Origin of the sequence: Longimicrobium sp., from assembly GCF_035474595.1 — a bacterium.
GTDB lineage: Bacteria > Gemmatimonadota > Gemmatimonadetes > Longimicrobiales > Longimicrobiaceae > Longimicrobium.
On sequence record NZ_DATIND010000085.1, the window covers coordinates 33,666 to 51,312 of the forward strand.

Annotated in this window: 11 protein-coding genes; 9 read left to right on the forward strand and 2 right to left on the reverse strand. The window is 72.3% G+C overall.

The window, feature by feature from the left end:
- Positions 1-139 precede the first annotated feature (139 nt).
- The 5 genes from VLK66_RS15540 (at position 140) to VLK66_RS15560 (ending at position 10,124) form a co-directional block, all read left to right on the forward strand.
- Complete coding sequence (locus VLK66_RS15540; protein WP_325310360.1) at positions 140-1,609, forward strand: glycoside hydrolase family 3 N-terminal domain-containing protein; 1,470 nt, start codon at positions 140-142, stop codon at positions 1,607-1,609.
- Positions 1,610-2,007: 398 nt separating this feature from the next.
- On the forward strand, positions 2,008-3,333 hold the full coding sequence (locus tag VLK66_RS15545) for an AmpG family muropeptide MFS transporter (protein WP_325310361.1): 1,326 nt from the start codon (positions 2,008-2,010) through the stop codon (positions 3,331-3,333).
- Positions 3,334-3,601: 268 nt separating this feature from the next.
- Positions 3,602-5,563, forward strand: coding sequence for an N-acetylmuramoyl-L-alanine amidase (locus tag VLK66_RS15550; RefSeq protein ID WP_325310362.1), 1,962 nt, complete (start codon positions 3,602-3,604; stop codon positions 5,561-5,563).
- Positions 5,564-5,743: 180 nt separating this feature from the next.
- On the forward strand, positions 5,744-8,734 hold the full coding sequence (locus tag VLK66_RS15555) for a hypothetical protein (RefSeq protein WP_325310363.1): 2,991 nt from the start codon (positions 5,744-5,746) through the stop codon (positions 8,732-8,734).
- Positions 8,735-9,134: 400 nt separating this feature from the next.
- Positions 9,135-10,124, forward strand: a complete 990-nt coding sequence (locus VLK66_RS15560) for an ion channel (RefSeq protein ID WP_325310364.1) — start codon at positions 9,135-9,137, stop codon at positions 10,122-10,124.
- Positions 10,125-10,387: 263 nt separating this feature from the next.
- On the opposite strand, the gene VLK66_RS15565 is transcribed toward VLK66_RS15560, so the two are convergent.
- Positions 10,388-11,245 carry a MerR family transcriptional regulator gene (locus VLK66_RS15565; protein WP_325310365.1) on the reverse strand — a complete coding sequence of 286 codons (858 nt, stop codon included), beginning with the start codon at positions 11,243-11,245 and terminating at the stop codon, positions 10,388-10,390.
- A gap of 415 nt (positions 11,246-11,660) precedes the next feature.
- On the opposite strand from VLK66_RS15565, the gene VLK66_RS15570 reads away from it, so the two are divergent.
- From VLK66_RS15570 to VLK66_RS15585, 4 genes are all read left to right on the forward strand, one after another.
- Positions 11,661-12,821, forward strand: a complete 1,161-nt coding sequence (locus VLK66_RS15570; protein ID WP_325310366.1) for a glycosyltransferase family 2 protein — start codon at positions 11,661-11,663, stop codon at positions 12,819-12,821.
- A 527-nt stretch (positions 12,822-13,348) separates the two neighbouring features.
- A complete protein-coding gene (locus VLK66_RS15575; protein WP_325310367.1) occupies positions 13,349-13,897 on the forward strand; it encodes a hypothetical protein in 549 nt (182 codons plus the stop codon).
- A 204-nt stretch (positions 13,898-14,101) separates the two neighbouring features.
- Complete coding sequence (locus VLK66_RS15580) at positions 14,102-14,488, forward strand: BlaI/MecI/CopY family transcriptional regulator (RefSeq protein WP_325310368.1); 387 nt, start codon at positions 14,102-14,104, stop codon at positions 14,486-14,488.
- Complete coding sequence (locus tag VLK66_RS15585; protein WP_325310369.1) at positions 14,485-17,160, forward strand: M56 family metallopeptidase; 2,676 nt, start codon at positions 14,485-14,487, stop codon at positions 17,158-17,160. The genes VLK66_RS15580 and VLK66_RS15585 overlap by 4 nt, the downstream gene beginning before the upstream one ends.
- A gap of 190 nt (positions 17,161-17,350) precedes the next feature.
- Here VLK66_RS15585 and VLK66_RS15590 read toward each other — a convergent pair whose 3' ends face one another.
- Positions 17,351-17,641 (reverse strand): hypothetical protein, encoded by a 291-nt coding sequence (locus tag VLK66_RS15590; protein ID WP_325310370.1) that lies wholly within the window; start codon positions 17,639-17,641, stop codon positions 17,351-17,353.
- Positions 17,642-17,647 lie beyond the last annotated feature (6 nt).

Below are 17,647 nucleotides of genomic sequence, written 5' to 3' on the forward strand. Positions count from 1 at the left end.
ATCGCGGCGCGTCGACGTCATCGCTGCGATCAGCTCGCGAAGGCGCGCGGATGCTGGATCGGGCTCCGCGGGTGCGCGAAGGGGCTCGCCGCCGTGCAGTTTTGCAGTTGTTGTCGAGACCAAACCGGTAATCAGGAAGATGACGGATCAACGGCTGGAGGTTGCGCGGCTGCTGCTGCCCGCGCTGCGATGGAGCAACGAGAACGGCTTTGAGGGGTTCCGCGACACCATCGAGCGCGGGCTGGCGCTGGGAGTGGGCGGCTTCATCCTCTTCGGCGGCGAAGCGGACGGGGTGCGCGAGCTGACGGCCGAGCTGCGGAGGCGCGCGCGCTTTCCGCTGCTGATCGCCAGCGACCTGGAGCGCGGCGCGGGGCAGCAGTTCCGCGGGGCCACGCCGCTCCCGCCCGCCGCCGCCATCGGCTGGCTGGACGACGAGGCGGTGGCCGAGCACGCGGGCGAGCTGACGGCGCGCGAGGCGCGGGCGCTGGGGGTGAACTGGATCTACGCGCCCGTGGCCGACGTGGACCTGGAGCCGGAGAACCCCATCATCGGCGTGCGCGCGTTCGGCCACGAGCCCGACGCGGTCGCGCGGCAGGTGGCCGCGTGGGTGCGCGGCTGCCGGCGCGGCGGGGCGCTGTCGTGCGCCAAGCACTTTCCCGGGCACGGCCGCACGAAGGGCGACTCGCACATCGAGCGCCCCACCGTGGCCGTCTCGCGCGAGGTGCTGGAGGACGACCTGAAGCCGTTCCGCGCCGCGGTGGACGCGGGGGTGGATTCGGTGATGACGGCGCACGTGGTCTACCCCGCGCTCGACGCGGACTACCCGGCCACGCTCAGCCCGCGCATCCTGGGCGACCTGCTCTGCCGCGAGCTCCGCTTCGATGGCCTGGTCGTCACCGACGCGCTGATCATGGACGGGCTGACCGAGGACACCACCGAGGCCGCCGCCGCGGTCCGCGCGCTGGCCGCCGGCTGCGACGTGCTGCTCTACCCGCAGGACGCCGATGCGGTGATCCGCGCGCTCGAGGCCGCCGTCGCGGACGGGCGCCTCCCGCGGGCGCGGCTGGAGGCGGCGCTGGCCCGCATCGCCGCCGCCGCCGAGCGCGTGTGGGGCGACGCGACGGGCGAGGTGGGCGCGGAGGCGGACCGCCGCTGGGCGCTGGAGGTGGGCGTGCGCTCGCTCCGCGTCTGCCGCGGCAGCCCCGCGCTGCCGCAGGGTCCGGTGCGGCTGGTGGAGATCGAGGACGACGCGGGCGGGCCGTATCCCCCCTACCCGCGCGATGCCTTCCCCACCGAGCTCCGCCGCGCGGGGGTGGAGCTCTCGGACGCGGGGACGCCGCTGGTGGCGCTCTACTCCGACATCCGCGCGTGGAAGGGGCGCCCGGGCATCAGCGCGTCCGCGCAGTCCCGCGTCCGCGAGGTGACGGACGTGGCGCCGGACGCGACGGTGCTGCTGTTCAGCCATCCGCGCCTGGCGCACGAGATCCCCACCGCGCGCAACCTGCTCGCGGCCTGGGGCGGCGAGGGGGTGATGCAGGAAGCGGTGGCCGCATGGCTGCTGGGGGAGAGCGGCGGCGCGGCGGGGATGACGACGGGGGTGGATCGATAGGGAAGTGCTGAGTGCTGAGTGCTGAGTGCTGAGTGCTGAGTGCTGAGTGCTGAGTGCTGAGTGCTGAGTGCTGAGTACGATGGCATGAGTGCGAGACTGGCTCTGGTGAGCAGCCAAGCCTCGTCCCGGCGAATGAATTCGCGGGCAACAACAGCACAAAGTCCCTGCGGGACTGCTGTCCAGCATCGCGGCGAAGCACCGGCATTTGTTCCGAGATTAGTTCTCCCCTCCCCCGCGGAGCGGGCGGAGGGGCCCGGGGGAGGGGGCCAGCCAGGCGGGCAGGATGCTTCCCTCCGGCGATGATGGTGGCGCTCGTGTCGTTCGGTCTGTAGAGGTGTGTTTGGAGGGGTGCCGGCGATCACCGGATCGCGGGCTGACCAGCTGATGAGGAGGCGCGCGTGGCGGAGCGGCGGGCGGTGGGGATCGGCCAGGTGTTCGCGAGCCGGAAGATGGCGGTCATCCTCCTCCTCGGCTTCGCGTCGGGGCTGCCGCTCTACCTCACCACCAAGGACCTGCAGGCCTGGATGACGCTCGAGAACGTCGATCTGAAGACGATCGGCTACGTCTCGCTCCTCTCCTGGCCGTACACCTTCAAGTTCCTCTGGTCGCCGCTGGTCGACGCCTTTCCCATCCCGTTCCTGGGGCGGCGGCGCGGGTGGCTGATCGCCACACAGGTGGGGTTGCTGCTGGCCATCGGCTGGATGGGGACGCACGACCCGCGCACCGCGCTGCACCTGGTGGCCGTCAACGCCATCGCCATCGCCTTCTTCAGCGCCACGCAGGACATCGCCTTCGACGCGTACAAGATCGACGTGCTGCGCGAGGAGGAGCGCGGCGCCGGCGCGGCCCTGGGCGTGCTGGGCTACCGCGCCGCCCTGATCGTGGTCGGCGGGCTGGGGTTCATCATGGCCGACCACGTGGGGTGGCAGTGGGTGTACGTGATGATGGCGGCGCTGATGGTGCTGGGGATCATCGGTACGCTGCTGGCGCCCGAGCCGAAGCGGGTGGTGGCGCAGCCCAGCCTGGGCCAGGCCATCGTCTTCCCGTTCGTGGACTTCTGGCGGCGCGCCGGCGTGTACGCGGTGCCCATCCTCCTCTTCATCGTCCTCTACAAGCTGGGCGACGCCGCCCTCAACAACATGAGCACCTCGTTCCTGCTGAAGAACGGCTTCACGCAGACGGACATCGGCACTGTGCAGGGGGTGATCGGGCTGGCGGCCACCATCGTGGGGGTGGTCGCGGGCGGCGCGGCGCAGGCGCGGATCGGGCTGGTGCGCTCGCTCTGGATCTTCGGCCTGCTGCAGTCGCTGGTGAACGCCAGCTACTACTTCCTGGCGCTCCACCCCGGCAACCGCCCGCTGATGTTCAGCGCCGTGGTGCTGGAGAACTTCTTCCAGGGGACGGGAACGGCGGCGCTGGTGGCCTACATGATGAGCCTGTCCACGCCGCGGTTCTCGGCCACGCAGTACGCGCTGCTCAGCAGCTTCTACGGCTTCGGGCGCGACTTCCTGGCCGCGCCGGCCGGGAAGCTGGCCGAGAGCACCGGCTGGCCCTCGTTCTTCCTGCTGACGCTGGCGATGGCGGTCCCCGGCCTCCTGCTCCTCCCCATCGTCGCGCCCTGGAACGGAGCCCACCCCCGCGCCGCCATCGCCGACGTGGATGCCGACGAGACGGTGGGCGGGCGAGGGGAGACGGAGGACATCGCCGGAGGACCGCGGCCGTAGCTGCGCGCGGTCTCATCTCGCAACTCGCGGAATAGGTGTGGAGCCGGCGCTGCTGGGGGCCCTCACCCGAAAAATGGAGGAGGGAAGACAAAACTGCCGTCTTCCCTCCTCCATTTTTCGACCTCTCCCAAAACAGCCTGGGAGAGGTAACTGCAACAGCATTTCCGCGCGATCGAAGTTGCGGTTGTCCCCGCATCCGCCCTCGCGCCGGTCCACTGCCCCCGCTACTGTGGTGGAAACGTCCGCCGCACCCGACGAAAATCGCCGCATGCCGCTCCGCATTCCGCGCCCCGCCGCCACCGCGTTCGCCGCGCTGCTGATCGCGGCGTGCGCCACCGCTTCCTCGGTCGCTCCATCCGGCGTCTCCGGTTCGGGCGACAGCCTCCAGCGCGAGGGCCAGCGCGGGGCGCTGCCGCCGGTTCCGGCGCGCACGGGGCCGCTCGCGATCGACGTCGTGTACCCGGACGAGGGGGCGGCGCTCACGGTCAGCGACAGCAACTTCGTCTTCGGGAACGTGGGGACCGGCGGCGCGCGGCTGACCATCAACGGCGCGCCCGTGGAGGTCGCGGCCAACGGTGCTTTCCTCGCCTATCTCCCCGTCCCCCCGAACGGCGTCTACCAGATCACCGCCGAAGCCGAAGCGCGCAGCGGCAGCCAGGTGCAGACGCAGCAGGCCTCGCTCCGCCGCACCGTCCGCGTTCCCGTGCGGCAGGACCCGCCCGCGGCCGGCGGCCCGCTCGCCATCGTGGCCGGCAGCATCACGCCCACGGGGGCGATGACGATGGTGGAGGGCGAGCCGGTGACGGTGCGCTTCCGCGCCACGCCGGGCGCGCGGGCGCGGCTGCTGTTCAGCGACGGCACGTCGTGGGAGATGCTGGAGACGCGGTCCGTGGAGCGCGCCGAGGGCTTCCAGCAGGACGTGTCGCGGCGCCCGCGCGAAGTGGCCGAGTACGCCGTCACCTTCCCCGCGTGGCAATGGATCGCCGGGCCGGCGGGTCCGGCGCATGCGACCGTCTGGTCCGTCGATCCGATGGCGCGCCGCGGCACGATCGAGCTGGTCCGCGGGCGGGACACGCTGCGCGCGCCGCTGCCGCTGGAGATCGGCGTGCTGGAGCCCGGGATGACGCGCGTCGCAATCGCCGCCGGGAGCCGCGAGGACAGCACGGTGATCGGCCAGGCGGTGGCGGGAACGAACACGCCGTACAACTGGTTCTTCCCCAACGGCACCGTCTTCACCATCACCGGCGAGCGCGAGGGGTTCTACCGCGCGCGGCTGACGCAGGACCTGTCCGTCTGGATCGACGCGAAGAGCCTGCGCCTTCTCCCGCCCGGATCGCCCGTCCGCGAGGGAGCGGTCGGCACCGTCCGCGTCGCGCCCGCGGCCGACTGGGTGGATTTCCGCTTCACCGTCTCCGACCGCCTCCCCTACCGCGTCACGGCGGACGGAAACGCGGTCGCGGTGGAGATCTACGGCGCGGCGACGCGGACCAACTGGGCGCACTACGGGCCGGAGGATGCCTTCGTCCGCCGCGTGTCGTGGGACCAGCCGCGGAGCGATCTGTTCGCCGCGCGGCTGGAGACGGCCGAGCCGGTGTGGGGATGGCGGAGCTTCTACGACGCGTCGGGCACCCTCGTCGTCCGCGTCCGCCGCCCGCCGCGCATCGACCGCGAGCACCCGCTGGCGGGGAGATCCATCGCCATCGACGCGGGGCACCCGCCGGGCGGCGCGATCGGGCCCACGCGGCTGACCGAGGCGGAGGCGAACCTCGCCATCGCCCGGCGGCTCGTGCGGATGCTGCGGGCTGCGGGCGCGCGGGTGCTGGAGACGCGGCCGGACACCGCGGCCGTCGCGCTGAACCTGCGGCCGGTGCTGGCGGAGCGGGCGAACGTGGAGCTGCTCGTCTCGGTGCACAACAACGCGTTCCCGGACGGGGTGAACCCGTTCGCCAACGCGGGAACGGCGGCGTTCTACAACGCGCCGCAGTCGATGGAGCTGGCGCGCGGCCTCCAGCACGAGCTGCTGGGCGAGCTGGGGCTGCGCGACCTGGGGATCGCGCGCGCGGACCTGGCGCTGGTGCGTTCCACGTGGTTCCCCTCGTCGCTCACCGAGACGATGTTCCTGATGGTGCCGCAGCAGGAGGCCGCGCTCCGCGACCCCGTGGTGCAGGAGCGCATCGCGCGGGCGCATTTCCGGGCGCTCGAGGGGTTTTTCCGGGGGCGGGCGAGGTAGGGAGGGACGTGCTGAGTGCTGAGTGCCAAGTGCCAAGTGCCAAGTGCCAAGTCCTAAGTCCTAAGTCCCAAGTCGTTGGTGCGCTATAAAATGCGAGTTCACTCGCATTTTCGAACATCGAGGATCCGCACTGATGCTATCCCACACGGCTGTTCATCTTCCGAATCGGCCCATCTCCCGATGATCCTAACTCTCGGCCGGCCGGCGTGGCGCGCGCGCATCCGCACCCTGCTGGTGGTGGCGGCGGCGCTGGTGCTGGCGCCGGCGGCGGCGCGGGCGCAGATCCCGGCGGACGCGCACTGGCGCGTGATCACCACGCCGCACTTCCGCGTGCACTACACGCCCGAGCTGGAGCCGCTCGCGCGCCGCGCCGGCACCCGCGCCGAAGAGGCGTACGCCGAGATCGCGGGCGTGTTCGTGCACCCGCCCAGCGGCCGCACCGACCTGGTGGTCACCGACAACGTCGATTTCTCCAACGGCTTCGCCACGCCGTTCCCGCGCAACCGCGTGGTCGTGTTCGCCCATCCCCCCGTGGACGACCCGTCGCTGGCCTACTACGACGACTGGATGCAGCTCGTCATCACCCACGAGCTGACGCACGTCTTCCACCTGGACTACACGCGCGGGCTGCCGCGGCTGCCGCGCTTCGTCTTCGGCCGCACGCCGATCTCCTTTCCCAGCACCACCTCGCCCGGGTGGACCAAGGAGGGGCTGGCCGTCTACCTCGAATCGCGCCTCACGCGCGCGGGGCGCATCCGCGGGACCATGCACGAGATGGCGCTGCGGACGGCCATCCTGGAGGACCGCTTCTTCTCCATCGACCGCGCCTCGGGCGACCCGGCGAGCTGGCCGGCGGGGAACACGCCGTACTTCTACGGATCGATGTTCCTGGACTGGCTCTCGCGTCGCCACGGCGAGGCGGGGGCGCGCGAGTACGTGCGGCGCTACGGCGGGCAGGTGATCCCCTTCCTGCAGGACCGCGCGGCGCACGCGGGCTACGGCATCTCCTTCACCCGCGCGTGGGACGAATGGCGCGGCGAGCTGGAGACGCGCTACCGCGCGGAGGCGGACTCGCTGCGCGCTGCCGGGATCACGGAGCCCGAGGTGCTGACGGAGGAGGGGCGCGACACGCAGTTCCCGCGCTGGTCGCCGGACGGGCGGTGGATCTCGTACTCCGTTTCCAGCGGCCGCGAGCAGCCGGAACAGCGGGTGGTGGATGCGGAGCGCCGCGTGCGCACGCTGGCCTCGCGCACCACCACCGGCGTGGCGTCGTGGACGGCGGACGGGCGGGCGCTGGTGACGTCGATGATCGACCTGCGCGACCCCTACCGCTACTACTCCGACCTCTTCCGCATCGGCGCGGAGGGCGGGCGCGAGCGGCTGACGCACGGGGCGCGGCTGCTGGAGCCGGACGTGGCGCGCGACGGGCGCATCGTGGCCATCCGCAGCGCGCCGGGGACCACCGTGCCGGTGATCCTCGACCGCGCCGACGCCGCGCCGCGCGACCTGGCGGCGCCCTCGCTGGACGTGCAGTGGGCGTTCCCGCGCTGGTCGCCGGACGGGCGCCGCATTGCCATCTCGCGCTGGCGGCAGGGCGGCTTCTACGACGTGGTGATCCTGGACGAGACCGGCCGCGTCGTCGCCCAGGTGACGGACGACCGCGCGGTGGACATGGCGCCCGCGTGGTCGCCCGACGGGCGGTACGTGCTCTTCTCGTCGGACCGCACGGGGATCGCCAACCTGTACGCGTACGACACGCAGGGCGGGCGGCTGATGCAGGTGACCAACGTGCTCACCGGCGCCTTCCAGCCCGACGTGTCGCCCGACGGGCGGTGGATCGCCTGCCAGTACTACCGCGCGGACGGCTACCACGTCGCCCGCGTCCCCTTCGCGCCGGCGTCGTGGCGCGCGGCGCCGCCGGTGCGCGCGGAGGCGCGTCCGCAGGGGCCGCAGCTCGACCCCGCGCGCGCGACCGACGCGCCGTCGCGCCGGTACTGGGCGGCGCGGTCGGTGCTCCCCGCGTACTGGCAGCCCAGCCTGTACACCAGCGGCGACTTCGGCACCGCGGTCGGCGTGGCGACGGGCGGGAGCGACGTCGTCGAGCGGCACCTGTGGGGCGTGTTCGGGCAGGTGTTCGTGGACGATGGGAGATTCGAGGGCGGCGCGGCGTACATCTTCCGCGGCTTGGGGAACCCGTCGATCGGCGTCTCCGCGTCGCAGGACTGGAGCGTGGCGGCGCGGACGACCGTCATCGGGCCCGGCGGAGAGGAGATCGTGAACGACCTGCTGGAGCGCGAGCGGTCGGCCAGCGTGGTGGCCACCTTCGCCCGCCCGCGCTTCCGCTCGTACTCGTGGCTGAGCGTGGGCGGGAACGCGCGGAAGCTGGACCGCACCTGGACGCTCACCGGCGCCGCGGACTCGCTGGATCTGCCGCTGGAGGTCGGCGTCGAGGCCACCGCGGGCACCTCCACCGCGCGCTCGTACGACTACTCCATCAGCGCGCAGGACGGCGTGCTGGCCTCCGTGTCGCTGCAGGGCCAGCGCTTCACCAGACCGCTGGCGACGGCCGAGCGCTCGCTGGGCTATACGCGAACGGACGGACGATTCCAGGCGTACCGCTCGTTCCCCAGCTGGGGATTCGCGCGGCAGGTCCTGGCATTCCGAAGCGTTGGCGGCGCGGACTTCGGCTCGTTCACCCCCTACTTCGCGGTCGGCGGCCTGACGGGCGATGCCATCGCGGCGCCGCTCTCCACCGGCACCGGGCTGGGCGCCACGCCAGACCTGTTCGTGCGCGGCTATCCCTCGGGAACGCAGTTCGGCGACCGCGCGTTCGCGTCGACGCTGGAGTGGCGCTTCCCGGTCGCCCGCGTGGAGCGCGGGATCGGCCTCGTCCCCGTCTTCCTGAACCGGCTGTGGGGGACGGCGTTCGTGGACGCGGGGAGCGCGTGGTGCGTGGAGGCGTGCAGCGCGCCGGTGGCCGCGGTGCTCGACAAGCCCGATCCGCTCGTGTCGGTGGGCGCGGAGCTCGGCGGCGACTTCCTGTTCGGCTTCAACGCCGCATTCCGCATCCGCGCCGGCGTCGCGGCCCCGGTGACGGCGGTGCGGACCCTCGGGCCGGCGGCGTTCCGCCCGAAGCCGCAGGTGTATCTCACCCTCGGGCAGTCGTTTTGAAACGACGGCGGAAGATGGTGTCGCACCGCGGCTGATGAGATCCCAAAATGCGAGTGAACTCGCGGCTACAACGGCACACACTCCGCCTGCGCGGAGTTCGCAGCCCGTCCCTCGGCGTGGACCCTCGCCGCCCGCGCGGGTGATGCGGATCGCCGCGGCGGCGCCCGATCCGCGCGCGGATGCATGGCGGGGGATGTCCGCGAAGGCGGACAGCGTGCCGTTGTAGCCGCGAGTTCACTCGCATTTTCCGATATATGATCCGCGCGCGCCCGGCCGATCTCGCACCGGAGCATCGCATCACCCCCGCATCCCCATCTTCCTTCGCTTGCCCGACCGGTTACGTTATCCTCTGAATCCCGTTCGACCGTTTGACGCTGGTACACCGAGCCGCGAGGCGCCGATGGCGGCACTGAAGCGCGAAGACTACAAGGACCTCGGGTTCGGCAGCGTGATGGCCACCGAGGGCGGCCGGCTGCTGAACCGCGACGGCAGCTTCAACGTGGAGCGCTTCGGGCTGAAGCCGTTCGAGTCGCTCAGCGTGTACCACTCGCTGCTCACCGTAACCTGGCCACGCTTCCTGGGGATGGTGGCCGCGGTGTACGTGGCCAGCAACGCCATCTTCGGCCTTCTGTACTTCCTCTGCGGCCCCCGCGCGCTCACCGGCAGCGACGGGCTGGGGATGGGCGAGCGCTACCTCACCGCGTTCTTCTTCAGCGTCCACACGCTGGCCACCATCGGCTACGGCAACGTGGCGCCCAACGGGCTGGTGGCCAACCTGCTGGTGACGATGGAGTCGCTGGTGGGGCTGCTGGCGTTCGCGCTGGCCACGGGAGTGGTGTTCGCGCGGTTCGCGCGGCCGGTGGGGTTCATCATCTTCAGCCGCAACGCCCTGATCGCCCCGTACCGCGGCTACGGCGCGTTCATGTTCCGCATCGTGAACGGGCGCAGCAACCAGCTCATCGAGGTGAACGCCAAGGTCTCGGTCAGCCTGGGGCGCGACGGCGAGCGGCGGTTCCACGACCTGCCGCTGGAGCGCGAGAAGGTGGTGCTCTTCCCGCTCAGCTGGACCATCGTGCACCCCATCGACGAGACCAGCCCGCTCTGGGGCCTGTCCGAGCAGGACCTGCGCGACCTGGACGCCGAGTTCTTCGTGGTGCTCGAGGCCATCGACGAGACCTTCGCGCAGCAGGTACACTCGCGCACCTCGTACAAGCCCGCCGAGATCGTGTGGGGCGCCCGCTTCGCCGACGTGTTCGTGCGCCGCGACGGCCACGCGCTGGGCATCGACCTGAGCAAGCTCCACGACTGGCGCCCCGCCGAGCTCCCGCGCCACGAGCCCGTCCCCGAGCTCGCCGGCATCGCCGACCCCGGTGAGCCCGCCATCGCCTGAGCGCCTGAGGTTCGCGAGCGAAGGCGGGTGCGGCTTGCGGGCATCCCGGCGGCCGCCTGGCGAATGAATTCGCGGCAACAACGGCCCGAAGTCCGCCTTCGCGGACTCCCTCCCTCGCCATCCCCGCGTCGCGGCGGAAATCAGTGTGCGCTGACTGTCTCTATCTACCTTGAATGCAAAAAAGACGCGGAGGAACGATGCCGTTCCTCCGCGTCTCCGCGTGAGATCCCGCGATATCTCGGGACCGCGCCGCGCCCGCCGAATCAGTTCGCCGAGAAGATCTCGCCGATGCACGAGGCGAAGCGCACGCCGTCGACCGGCGCGGCTTCGGCGGGGACGCCGGCGCCGCCGACGACCACGGCGGTGTCGTGCGGCGCCATGCCGCGCAGCCGCTCGGCGAAGGCGCCGAACGAGGCGGGGTCCTGCCGCACCACGACCGAGGTGCAGAGCAGCGCCGGGCGCCGGTCCGCCAGCACCCGCCGGACGTCCTCCATCGGCACGTCGGCGCCCAGGTACAGCACCCGCCACCCGGCCGCGGCCAGCCGCACCGCGCACGCCATCAGCCCCAGCTCGTGCAGGTCGCCGGGGGCGCCCGCGCACACGCTCTCGGGGCCGGGGGCCACGCCGGTGTCCAGCTCGCCCATCATCTCCGCCAGCTTCTCGCGCACGAACCCGCTGGCGAAGTGCTCCTGCGCCACCACCGCCCGCGCCTCCTGCCACAGGTCGCCGATCTCCCGCATCACCGGCAGCAGCACGTCCTCGGCGCGCTTCTCGGGGGGAAGGTGGCCCAGGCGGTCGTACACCCCCAGCGCGCCCTGCCGGTCGAAGCGCAGCAGCGTGTCGCGCAGCTGCCGGCGCACGTCGCCCAGCTCGGGCGCCTGCGCGGTGGCGGGCAGCGGCGTGAACGCCCGCCGCACCCGCGCGATCGCCTCGCCGATGGTCAGCCCCTCGTCGGTCAGCTGCTTGATGCGCGAGAGCATGGCCACGTCCTCGTCGCTGTACAGCCGGTACCCCGAGTCGGTGCGCCCCGGCGCGATGAGGTTGTAGCGGCGCTCCCACGCCCGGAGCGTGGCGGGGTTGATGCCGGTGAGGTGCGCGACCCGCTTGATCCTGTAGCTCATCCTGACGGTCCTGCCGCTGGAAAGGTGGTTCTCCGCCCCGGTCCGCCCCGCCCGCATCCTGGGTCCACGGCACGGGTGCCGCACCCGTGCTAAATCTGCCAAACCCAAGAACTTTGCGGGATGGAGACGAACGCGCAAGCTTTGTGCAACGCGCGGATCACGGCCCTGGACCCCGGGAGACGATCCATCGATCCGATGGCCCGTAGAGCGCGGTATATGGGGGCACATAGATCGCAGCGCGCCCGCGCCGCAACCTGGCCGCGCGCCGGATGATGGAAGGCCGGGTACATGACGACCGGGTGGCGCCGGCGTCACCTCCGGGCGCGCGCACTTTCCAACGGCGGCGCGCGGCGGCATCCTTCTTCCCCGCCGCCCTGTCCGTCCACCCGCACCCTTCCCCCTTCGCCCGGCGCGGATGATCTCGCTCACCCCGCAGGAGCTTCCCTGGTTCTGGCTGCTCTCGGTGCCGCCGCTGGTGGCGCTGGGAATGGTGCTGTTCAACCTGGGCGTGTGGCCGCGCGGGCGCGAGAGCGGGCGCATCGCCGGCCGCGTGTCGGTGTGCATCCCCGCGCGCAACGAGGGGCGGCGGATCGTCCCCTGCGTGGCCGCCATCCTGGGCGGTGGCCAGCGCCCCGACGAGGTGCTGGTGTACGACGACGGGTCGACCGACGGCACGGCGGAGGTGCTGGAGAGCCTGACCCGGGCAGAGCCCTGCGTCCGCGTGATCAAGGGTGGCGAGCTTCCCGCGGGATGGATGGGAAAGCCGTGGGCCTGCCACCGCCTGGCCGAGGAAGCCACCGGCGACGTCCTGGTCTTCCTGGACGCCGACACCGTGGCCACGCCCACCTGCCTGAACCGGCTGGGGTGGATCATCGAGCGGCAGAAGGCGGACTTCGTGAGCGCGCTTCCCGAGCAGGGCACGGGCACGCTCACCGAGCAGATGGTGATGCCGCTCCTCTCCCTCTCGTACCTGGCCTGGCTCCCGCTCCCGCTGGTCTGGCTCCTTCCGCAGCCGTACGTGCGCGTGGCCAACGGCCAGCTCATCGCCGTGCGCAGGGCGGCGCTGGAGCGGGCGGGGGGATGGGAGTCGGTGGGCGCCGAGGTGGCCAGTGACGTGAAGCTCTGCAGCCGGGTGAAGGCCACCGGCGGCCGCGCCGTCTACGCCGACGGGAGCCGGATGGCGCACGGGCGGATGTTCTACAGCCGCAGCCAGCTCTGGCGCGGGCTGTCGCGGATGGCCTTCCACCGCGGCCCCGGCTACCTGGGCGTGCTTCTCTCGCTCCTGCTGTACGGCGCCGTGCTCTTCGCGCCGTACGTGGGCCTGGTGCAGGGGATCCGCGGCTACGAGGGGCTCGTCTTTCCCTCGCTGATCGGCGTCGCGGCCAACCACCTGATCCGCGTGGCCACCGCCATCCGCCTGCGCGAAAGCTCCAACGGCATCCTGCTGCACCCGCTCGGGCTGATGTGGATGCTCGCCATCCTCGTGAACTCGCTGCGCCGCAGCCGCGCCGGCACTCTCTGGTGGCGCGGCCGCAGATACGACCTCGGCCGCGTCGATCCGGAAGGCATCGCCTAGCGAGCCTCGCGCGCGTCCCCGCCGCTTCAACGCGGACGGACACGCTCTCAACTGCGTCATCGGATGATGATCCTCGCGGACGAACCATCGGTGCGTGAACGCGGGTGAGGTGGAAGCGGGTGACGAGATCGCGACGCTCACGCAGATCGCCCGATCGACGTTCGTCGCGAGGATGATGGGTGGGATGCCGTGATGCCGATCGATATGTCGGAAATTTCCGACATATCGAACAGGGATGAATCGGAGGCATGGTCCCCATCGCCGCCACGGCGAAAGATGCCGGCGGGTGAGCACGCACGCCCGTCCACGCTCCACCCTCTCCCCCGATGACGCAGTTGAGGATGATGCGGATGCGATCAGCATCCGTCTCCTTCGAGTCGGATCTCATCGTCCTCGCCGTGCACGTTTCGCACGGCGGCGTCCACAGGCTTGACATTTGCCGGTAGGAAACCGAAGATAAACCGTAATAGATGTCACCGCGGAGAGGCCCGCGGGAGCACACGGGCAGCAAAAGCAGGAGCAGGACGATGAGCTTCGACCTCGAGGCGTACGCGCCGGTTCAGGAGCGGATCGGCGAGTTCTACCGCGACTTTCCTCACGGCTGCATCAAGACGCGCCTGGTGCGCGAGGACGGACCGGAGGTGGTGTTCGAGGCGCGCGTGTACCGCACCCCGGACGAGGCGCGCGCGGGCGTGTACACCAGCGGCTGGGCGCGCGAGGTGGAGGGAAAGAACCCGGTGAACCGCACCAGCCACCTGGAGAACTGCGAGAGCAGCGCCATCGGCCGGGCGCTGGCCAACCTGGGCTACAGCAAGGACGCCACCCGCCCCAGCCGCAGCGAGATGATCAAGGTGCACCGCATGCGCCAGGAGCACGAGGCCATGCTGGAGTTCATCCGCGAGGTGGGCGCGCGCTGCGAGGAGGAGATGGAGATCCGGATGTCGGGCTCCACGCGCAACCTGAAGGGCTACATCCGCGAGAACTGGCAGCCCATCAAGGAGCAGTACCGCCTCGCCCGCACCGTGGTCGAGGCCATCGAGGGGACCACCGGCGAGCAGTTCCGGCAGGCCGCCTGAACGGAAGGCGTCACACGGAGTCGCAGAGATGCGGAGGCACGGAGAACTCAGCGCGGAGTTCTGCGTGCCTCTTCGTGTCTCCGTGTGAATCAGGATCGCTGGAGAAGCACCGCATCCCGGGTCCGCGATCGTCATCCTTGACATCTCCGTCATAGGTGCTAGTGTATTGACATAGTGTCAATCCATTAGCACTCAGGAGGGGTGATGTCCCCTACGGGATCGATGGACCTGGGGCGGCGCGAGCGGCAGATCATGGACGCGGTCTACCGCCTGGGGCGCGCCACCGCGGCCGAGGTGCTGGCCGAGCTGCCGGACCCGCCCAGCTACTCGGCCGTGCGCGGCATGCTGCGCCTGCTGGAGGACAAGGGCTACCTGCGCCACGAGCAGGACGGCCCGCGCTACGTGTACCTTCCCACCACCGCCCGCGACGAGGCGCGCCGCTCGGCGCTCGCGCACCTGGTGCGCACCTTCTTCAACGACTCGCGCGAGAACGCGGTGGCCGCGCTGCTGGACCAGCCGCTGGACGAGGGCGAGTACCGCCGCCTGCGCACCCTTCTGGACCACGCCCGCGAACCCGGAGACGAGCAATGAGCGCGCTGCTTTCCGACCTCGCGTTCCCGCTGGCCGTGGTGGCCAAGGCCACGCTCCTGCTCCTGGCCGCGGCCCTGGCAACGCTGGCGCTCTCCCGCCGCCGCGCGCCTGCGGCGGCGCGGCACCTGGTGTGGACGCTGGCCGTCTGCGGGCTGCTGGCGCTCCCGCTCTTCTCCGTCACCCTTCCCGGCTGGAGCCTGGGCTTCGTGCGGCTGCGGGCGGAGCGCTGGGCCGCCGCGGATCCCCGCATCCCGGCGCCGGCTCCGTCGCCCGCGGCGGCGGTGGCACCGCGCGCGGCGATCGCGGACGTCGGGATCCCCGCATCTCCATCTCCCGAAACGCCCGTGACCGAGGGTGTGGGCGGCGGCGGGGTCGACTGGAGGACGGCGCTCCCCGCGCTCTACCTGCTCGGTGTGCTGGCCGTGCTGGCGCGGCTGCTGGCGGGGCGGTGGAGCGTGCGGCGGCTGGCGCGCGAGGCCGCGCCCGTCACTTCGCCGGAATGGACGGAGCTCCTGCGCGACCTGGCGTGGATGATGGACGTGGGCCGACCCGTCACGCTCCTGCGCGGGGCGGGCGCCAGCATGCCCATGACCTGGGGCACGCGCCGGCCCACCATCCTCCTTCCCGGCGACGCGGACGAGTGGCCGGACGACCGTCGCCGCGTGGTGCTGCTGCACGAGCTGGCGCACGTGGCGCGGCACGACTGCCTGACGCAGACGCTGGCCGCGGCCGCCTGCGCGCTCTACTGGTTCCACCCCGGCGCGTGGTATGCCGCGCGGCGCCTGCGCGTGGAGCGCGAGCTGGCCTGCGACGACCGCGTGCTGGCCGCCGGCACCCGCGCCCGCGAGTACGCCGAGCACCTGCTGGAGGTGGCGCGCGCCTTCTGCCCGCCGCCGCTGGCCGGCGCGGTGGCAGTGAGCATGGCGCGGCCGTCGCAGCTGGAGGGGCGGCTGCTGGCGGTGCTGGACCACCTGCGCAACCGCCACGTGCTCACCCGCCGGGCCGGCGTGAGCGCCGCCGCGGCCGCGCTCGCGCTGGTGCTGCCGCTCTCCGCCGCGCGCCCCGCGTCGGGCGAGAAGGCGGCGGCGCGGGACGGCGAGGCCCCGGCGGCCGCCCGCCGCGCCCCGGCACGTTCCGCCGCGGCGGCGGCGCAGTCCGGGTGCGTGCTGCGGGACGGCGAGCGCTTCGGCTGCGAGATCCAGGCGCGCGCGGGCGAGCGGCTGACGCTGGAGCTGGCGGAGGGGGTCGGGGCGCGCGTGGAGGCCTGGGAGCGCGACCTGGTGCGCGTCCGCTCCGAGTCCGGGCGCAGACTGGACGCGACCGCCGGGCGCGCGGCGGGCGGAGTGCGCGTGTCCGTGACCGCCGCGCGCGGCCATGACGGCGACGCGCCGGACCTGGTGATCCAGGTGCCGCGCCGCTTCGACGTGCACGCGCGCGCCGACGGCGGCGGGGTGGAGATCCGCGCCGTCCAGGGCACCTTCACCGGGAGCACGCGCGGCGGCGGGCTGGCGCTGATCGAGGTGTCGGGCACCGTGCGGATGGACGCGGCCGGCGGCGGCGCCTACATCCGCCACACACGGCTGAACGGCAGGCTGGAGATGGGAGGCGGCGGCGTGCTGCTGGACGAGAACCGCGGCAACCTCGACATCGTGAACGGCGGCGCCGTGGTGCGCGGCTCCGCAGAGGGGCTGGCCCAGTGGGGAAGCCGCGTGCGCGACGAGATGGACGGCGATCCGGACGTGCACGTGGCCGAGGCCCACGGCCCCGTTCGCAACGGCGACGGCGACGTGGACGTGGACGACGCCCGCCCCGGCGCGCTGATCGAGACCGGCGGCGGCGACATCCGCGTGCGCCGCGCGCGGGGCGACATCACCGCGCACAGCGGCGGCGGCGACGTGACGCTGGAGTCGGTGGCGGGCGGCGCCACGGTCCGCACCGGCAGCGGCGACGTGGAGGTGCGCCTGGACGGCCGCGGCGGCGACGTGGACATCTCCTCCGGCAGCGGCCGGGTGACGCTGGTGCTTCCCGCGGAGTTCAGCGGGAGCGTGGACCTGGAGTCGGCGTACACCGAGCGGCACGCGCCCACGCACGTCACCAGCGACTTTCCGCTGGCGCTCAGCCAGCCGCGGGAGTGGAGCTCGCGCGAGGGCACGCCGCGCCGCTACGTGCGGGGCCGCGGCACGCTGGGTTCGGGCCGCCACCACGTGCGCGTGCGGACGGTGAACGGCGACGTGCGGCTGGTGCGCGCCGGCGGCCACGGCACGAACGTCAGCGCCCAGGTGGGCGGCGACCGGGTGGAGTGCACGGGCGAGAGCTGCACCCTGACGGTGGCGGGCGAAAAGGGCTCCGGCAGGGCGACGGTGAGCTGGACCTCGGGGCCCGGCGGGCGCCCCGTCTTCTCGGCCGACGCGGTGGGCTACGGCTACACCACCGGCGACGTGCCCGAGCGGCTTGCGGCGATGGACGCCATCACGCGCGACGCGCCGCCCGCCGCGGCGGCGCAGGCGCTGGGCCGCTTCGCCTTCGGAGACCCCGAGCCGCGGGTGCAGCGCGCCGCGGTCGAGGGGCTGGCCGCGCTGCGCGGCCGCGCCGGCGCCGAGCAGCTCCGCCGCATCTCCCGCGAGCACCCCGGTGCCGCCATCCGCCGCCGGGCGGCCGACGCGCTGCGGTAGCGACCGTCATCTCCCGAAAACGCGAAGCCGCGAAGGCACCGTCACCGGTCCTCCGCGGCTTCGCGCATCAGGTAAGTCGGTCAACGGACGGGGGATCACGCAGAGGGAACGGAGGGAGGCCGGTGCACGTCCGATCCCCCTCCGTTTCCTCCGGTCCCTCCGTGTGAGACTTTCTTTTCTTCTCGTCAGATCAGTGGATGCCGGCGTCCGTCTTCGCCCACTCCAGCCGGCGGCCGATCTCCTTGTCGCTCATGGTGCGGATGGCGAACTCGGCCGCGCGGAAGGAGTTGAACTCTACCGTGGTGCGGATGGGCTCCGCATCCGGCTCGCCGGCCGGGCGGAAGCCGAGCACCGCGCCCGCCTTCAGGTGCGCCACCTTGCTCTCCACCGGCACCGCCACCCAGGCGCGCCCGGCGCGGTCCGCCACCTCGCGCGGCATCTCCGCCGTGGCCGTGTCCCCCGAAGTCCCCGAGTCGTTCATCTTCAG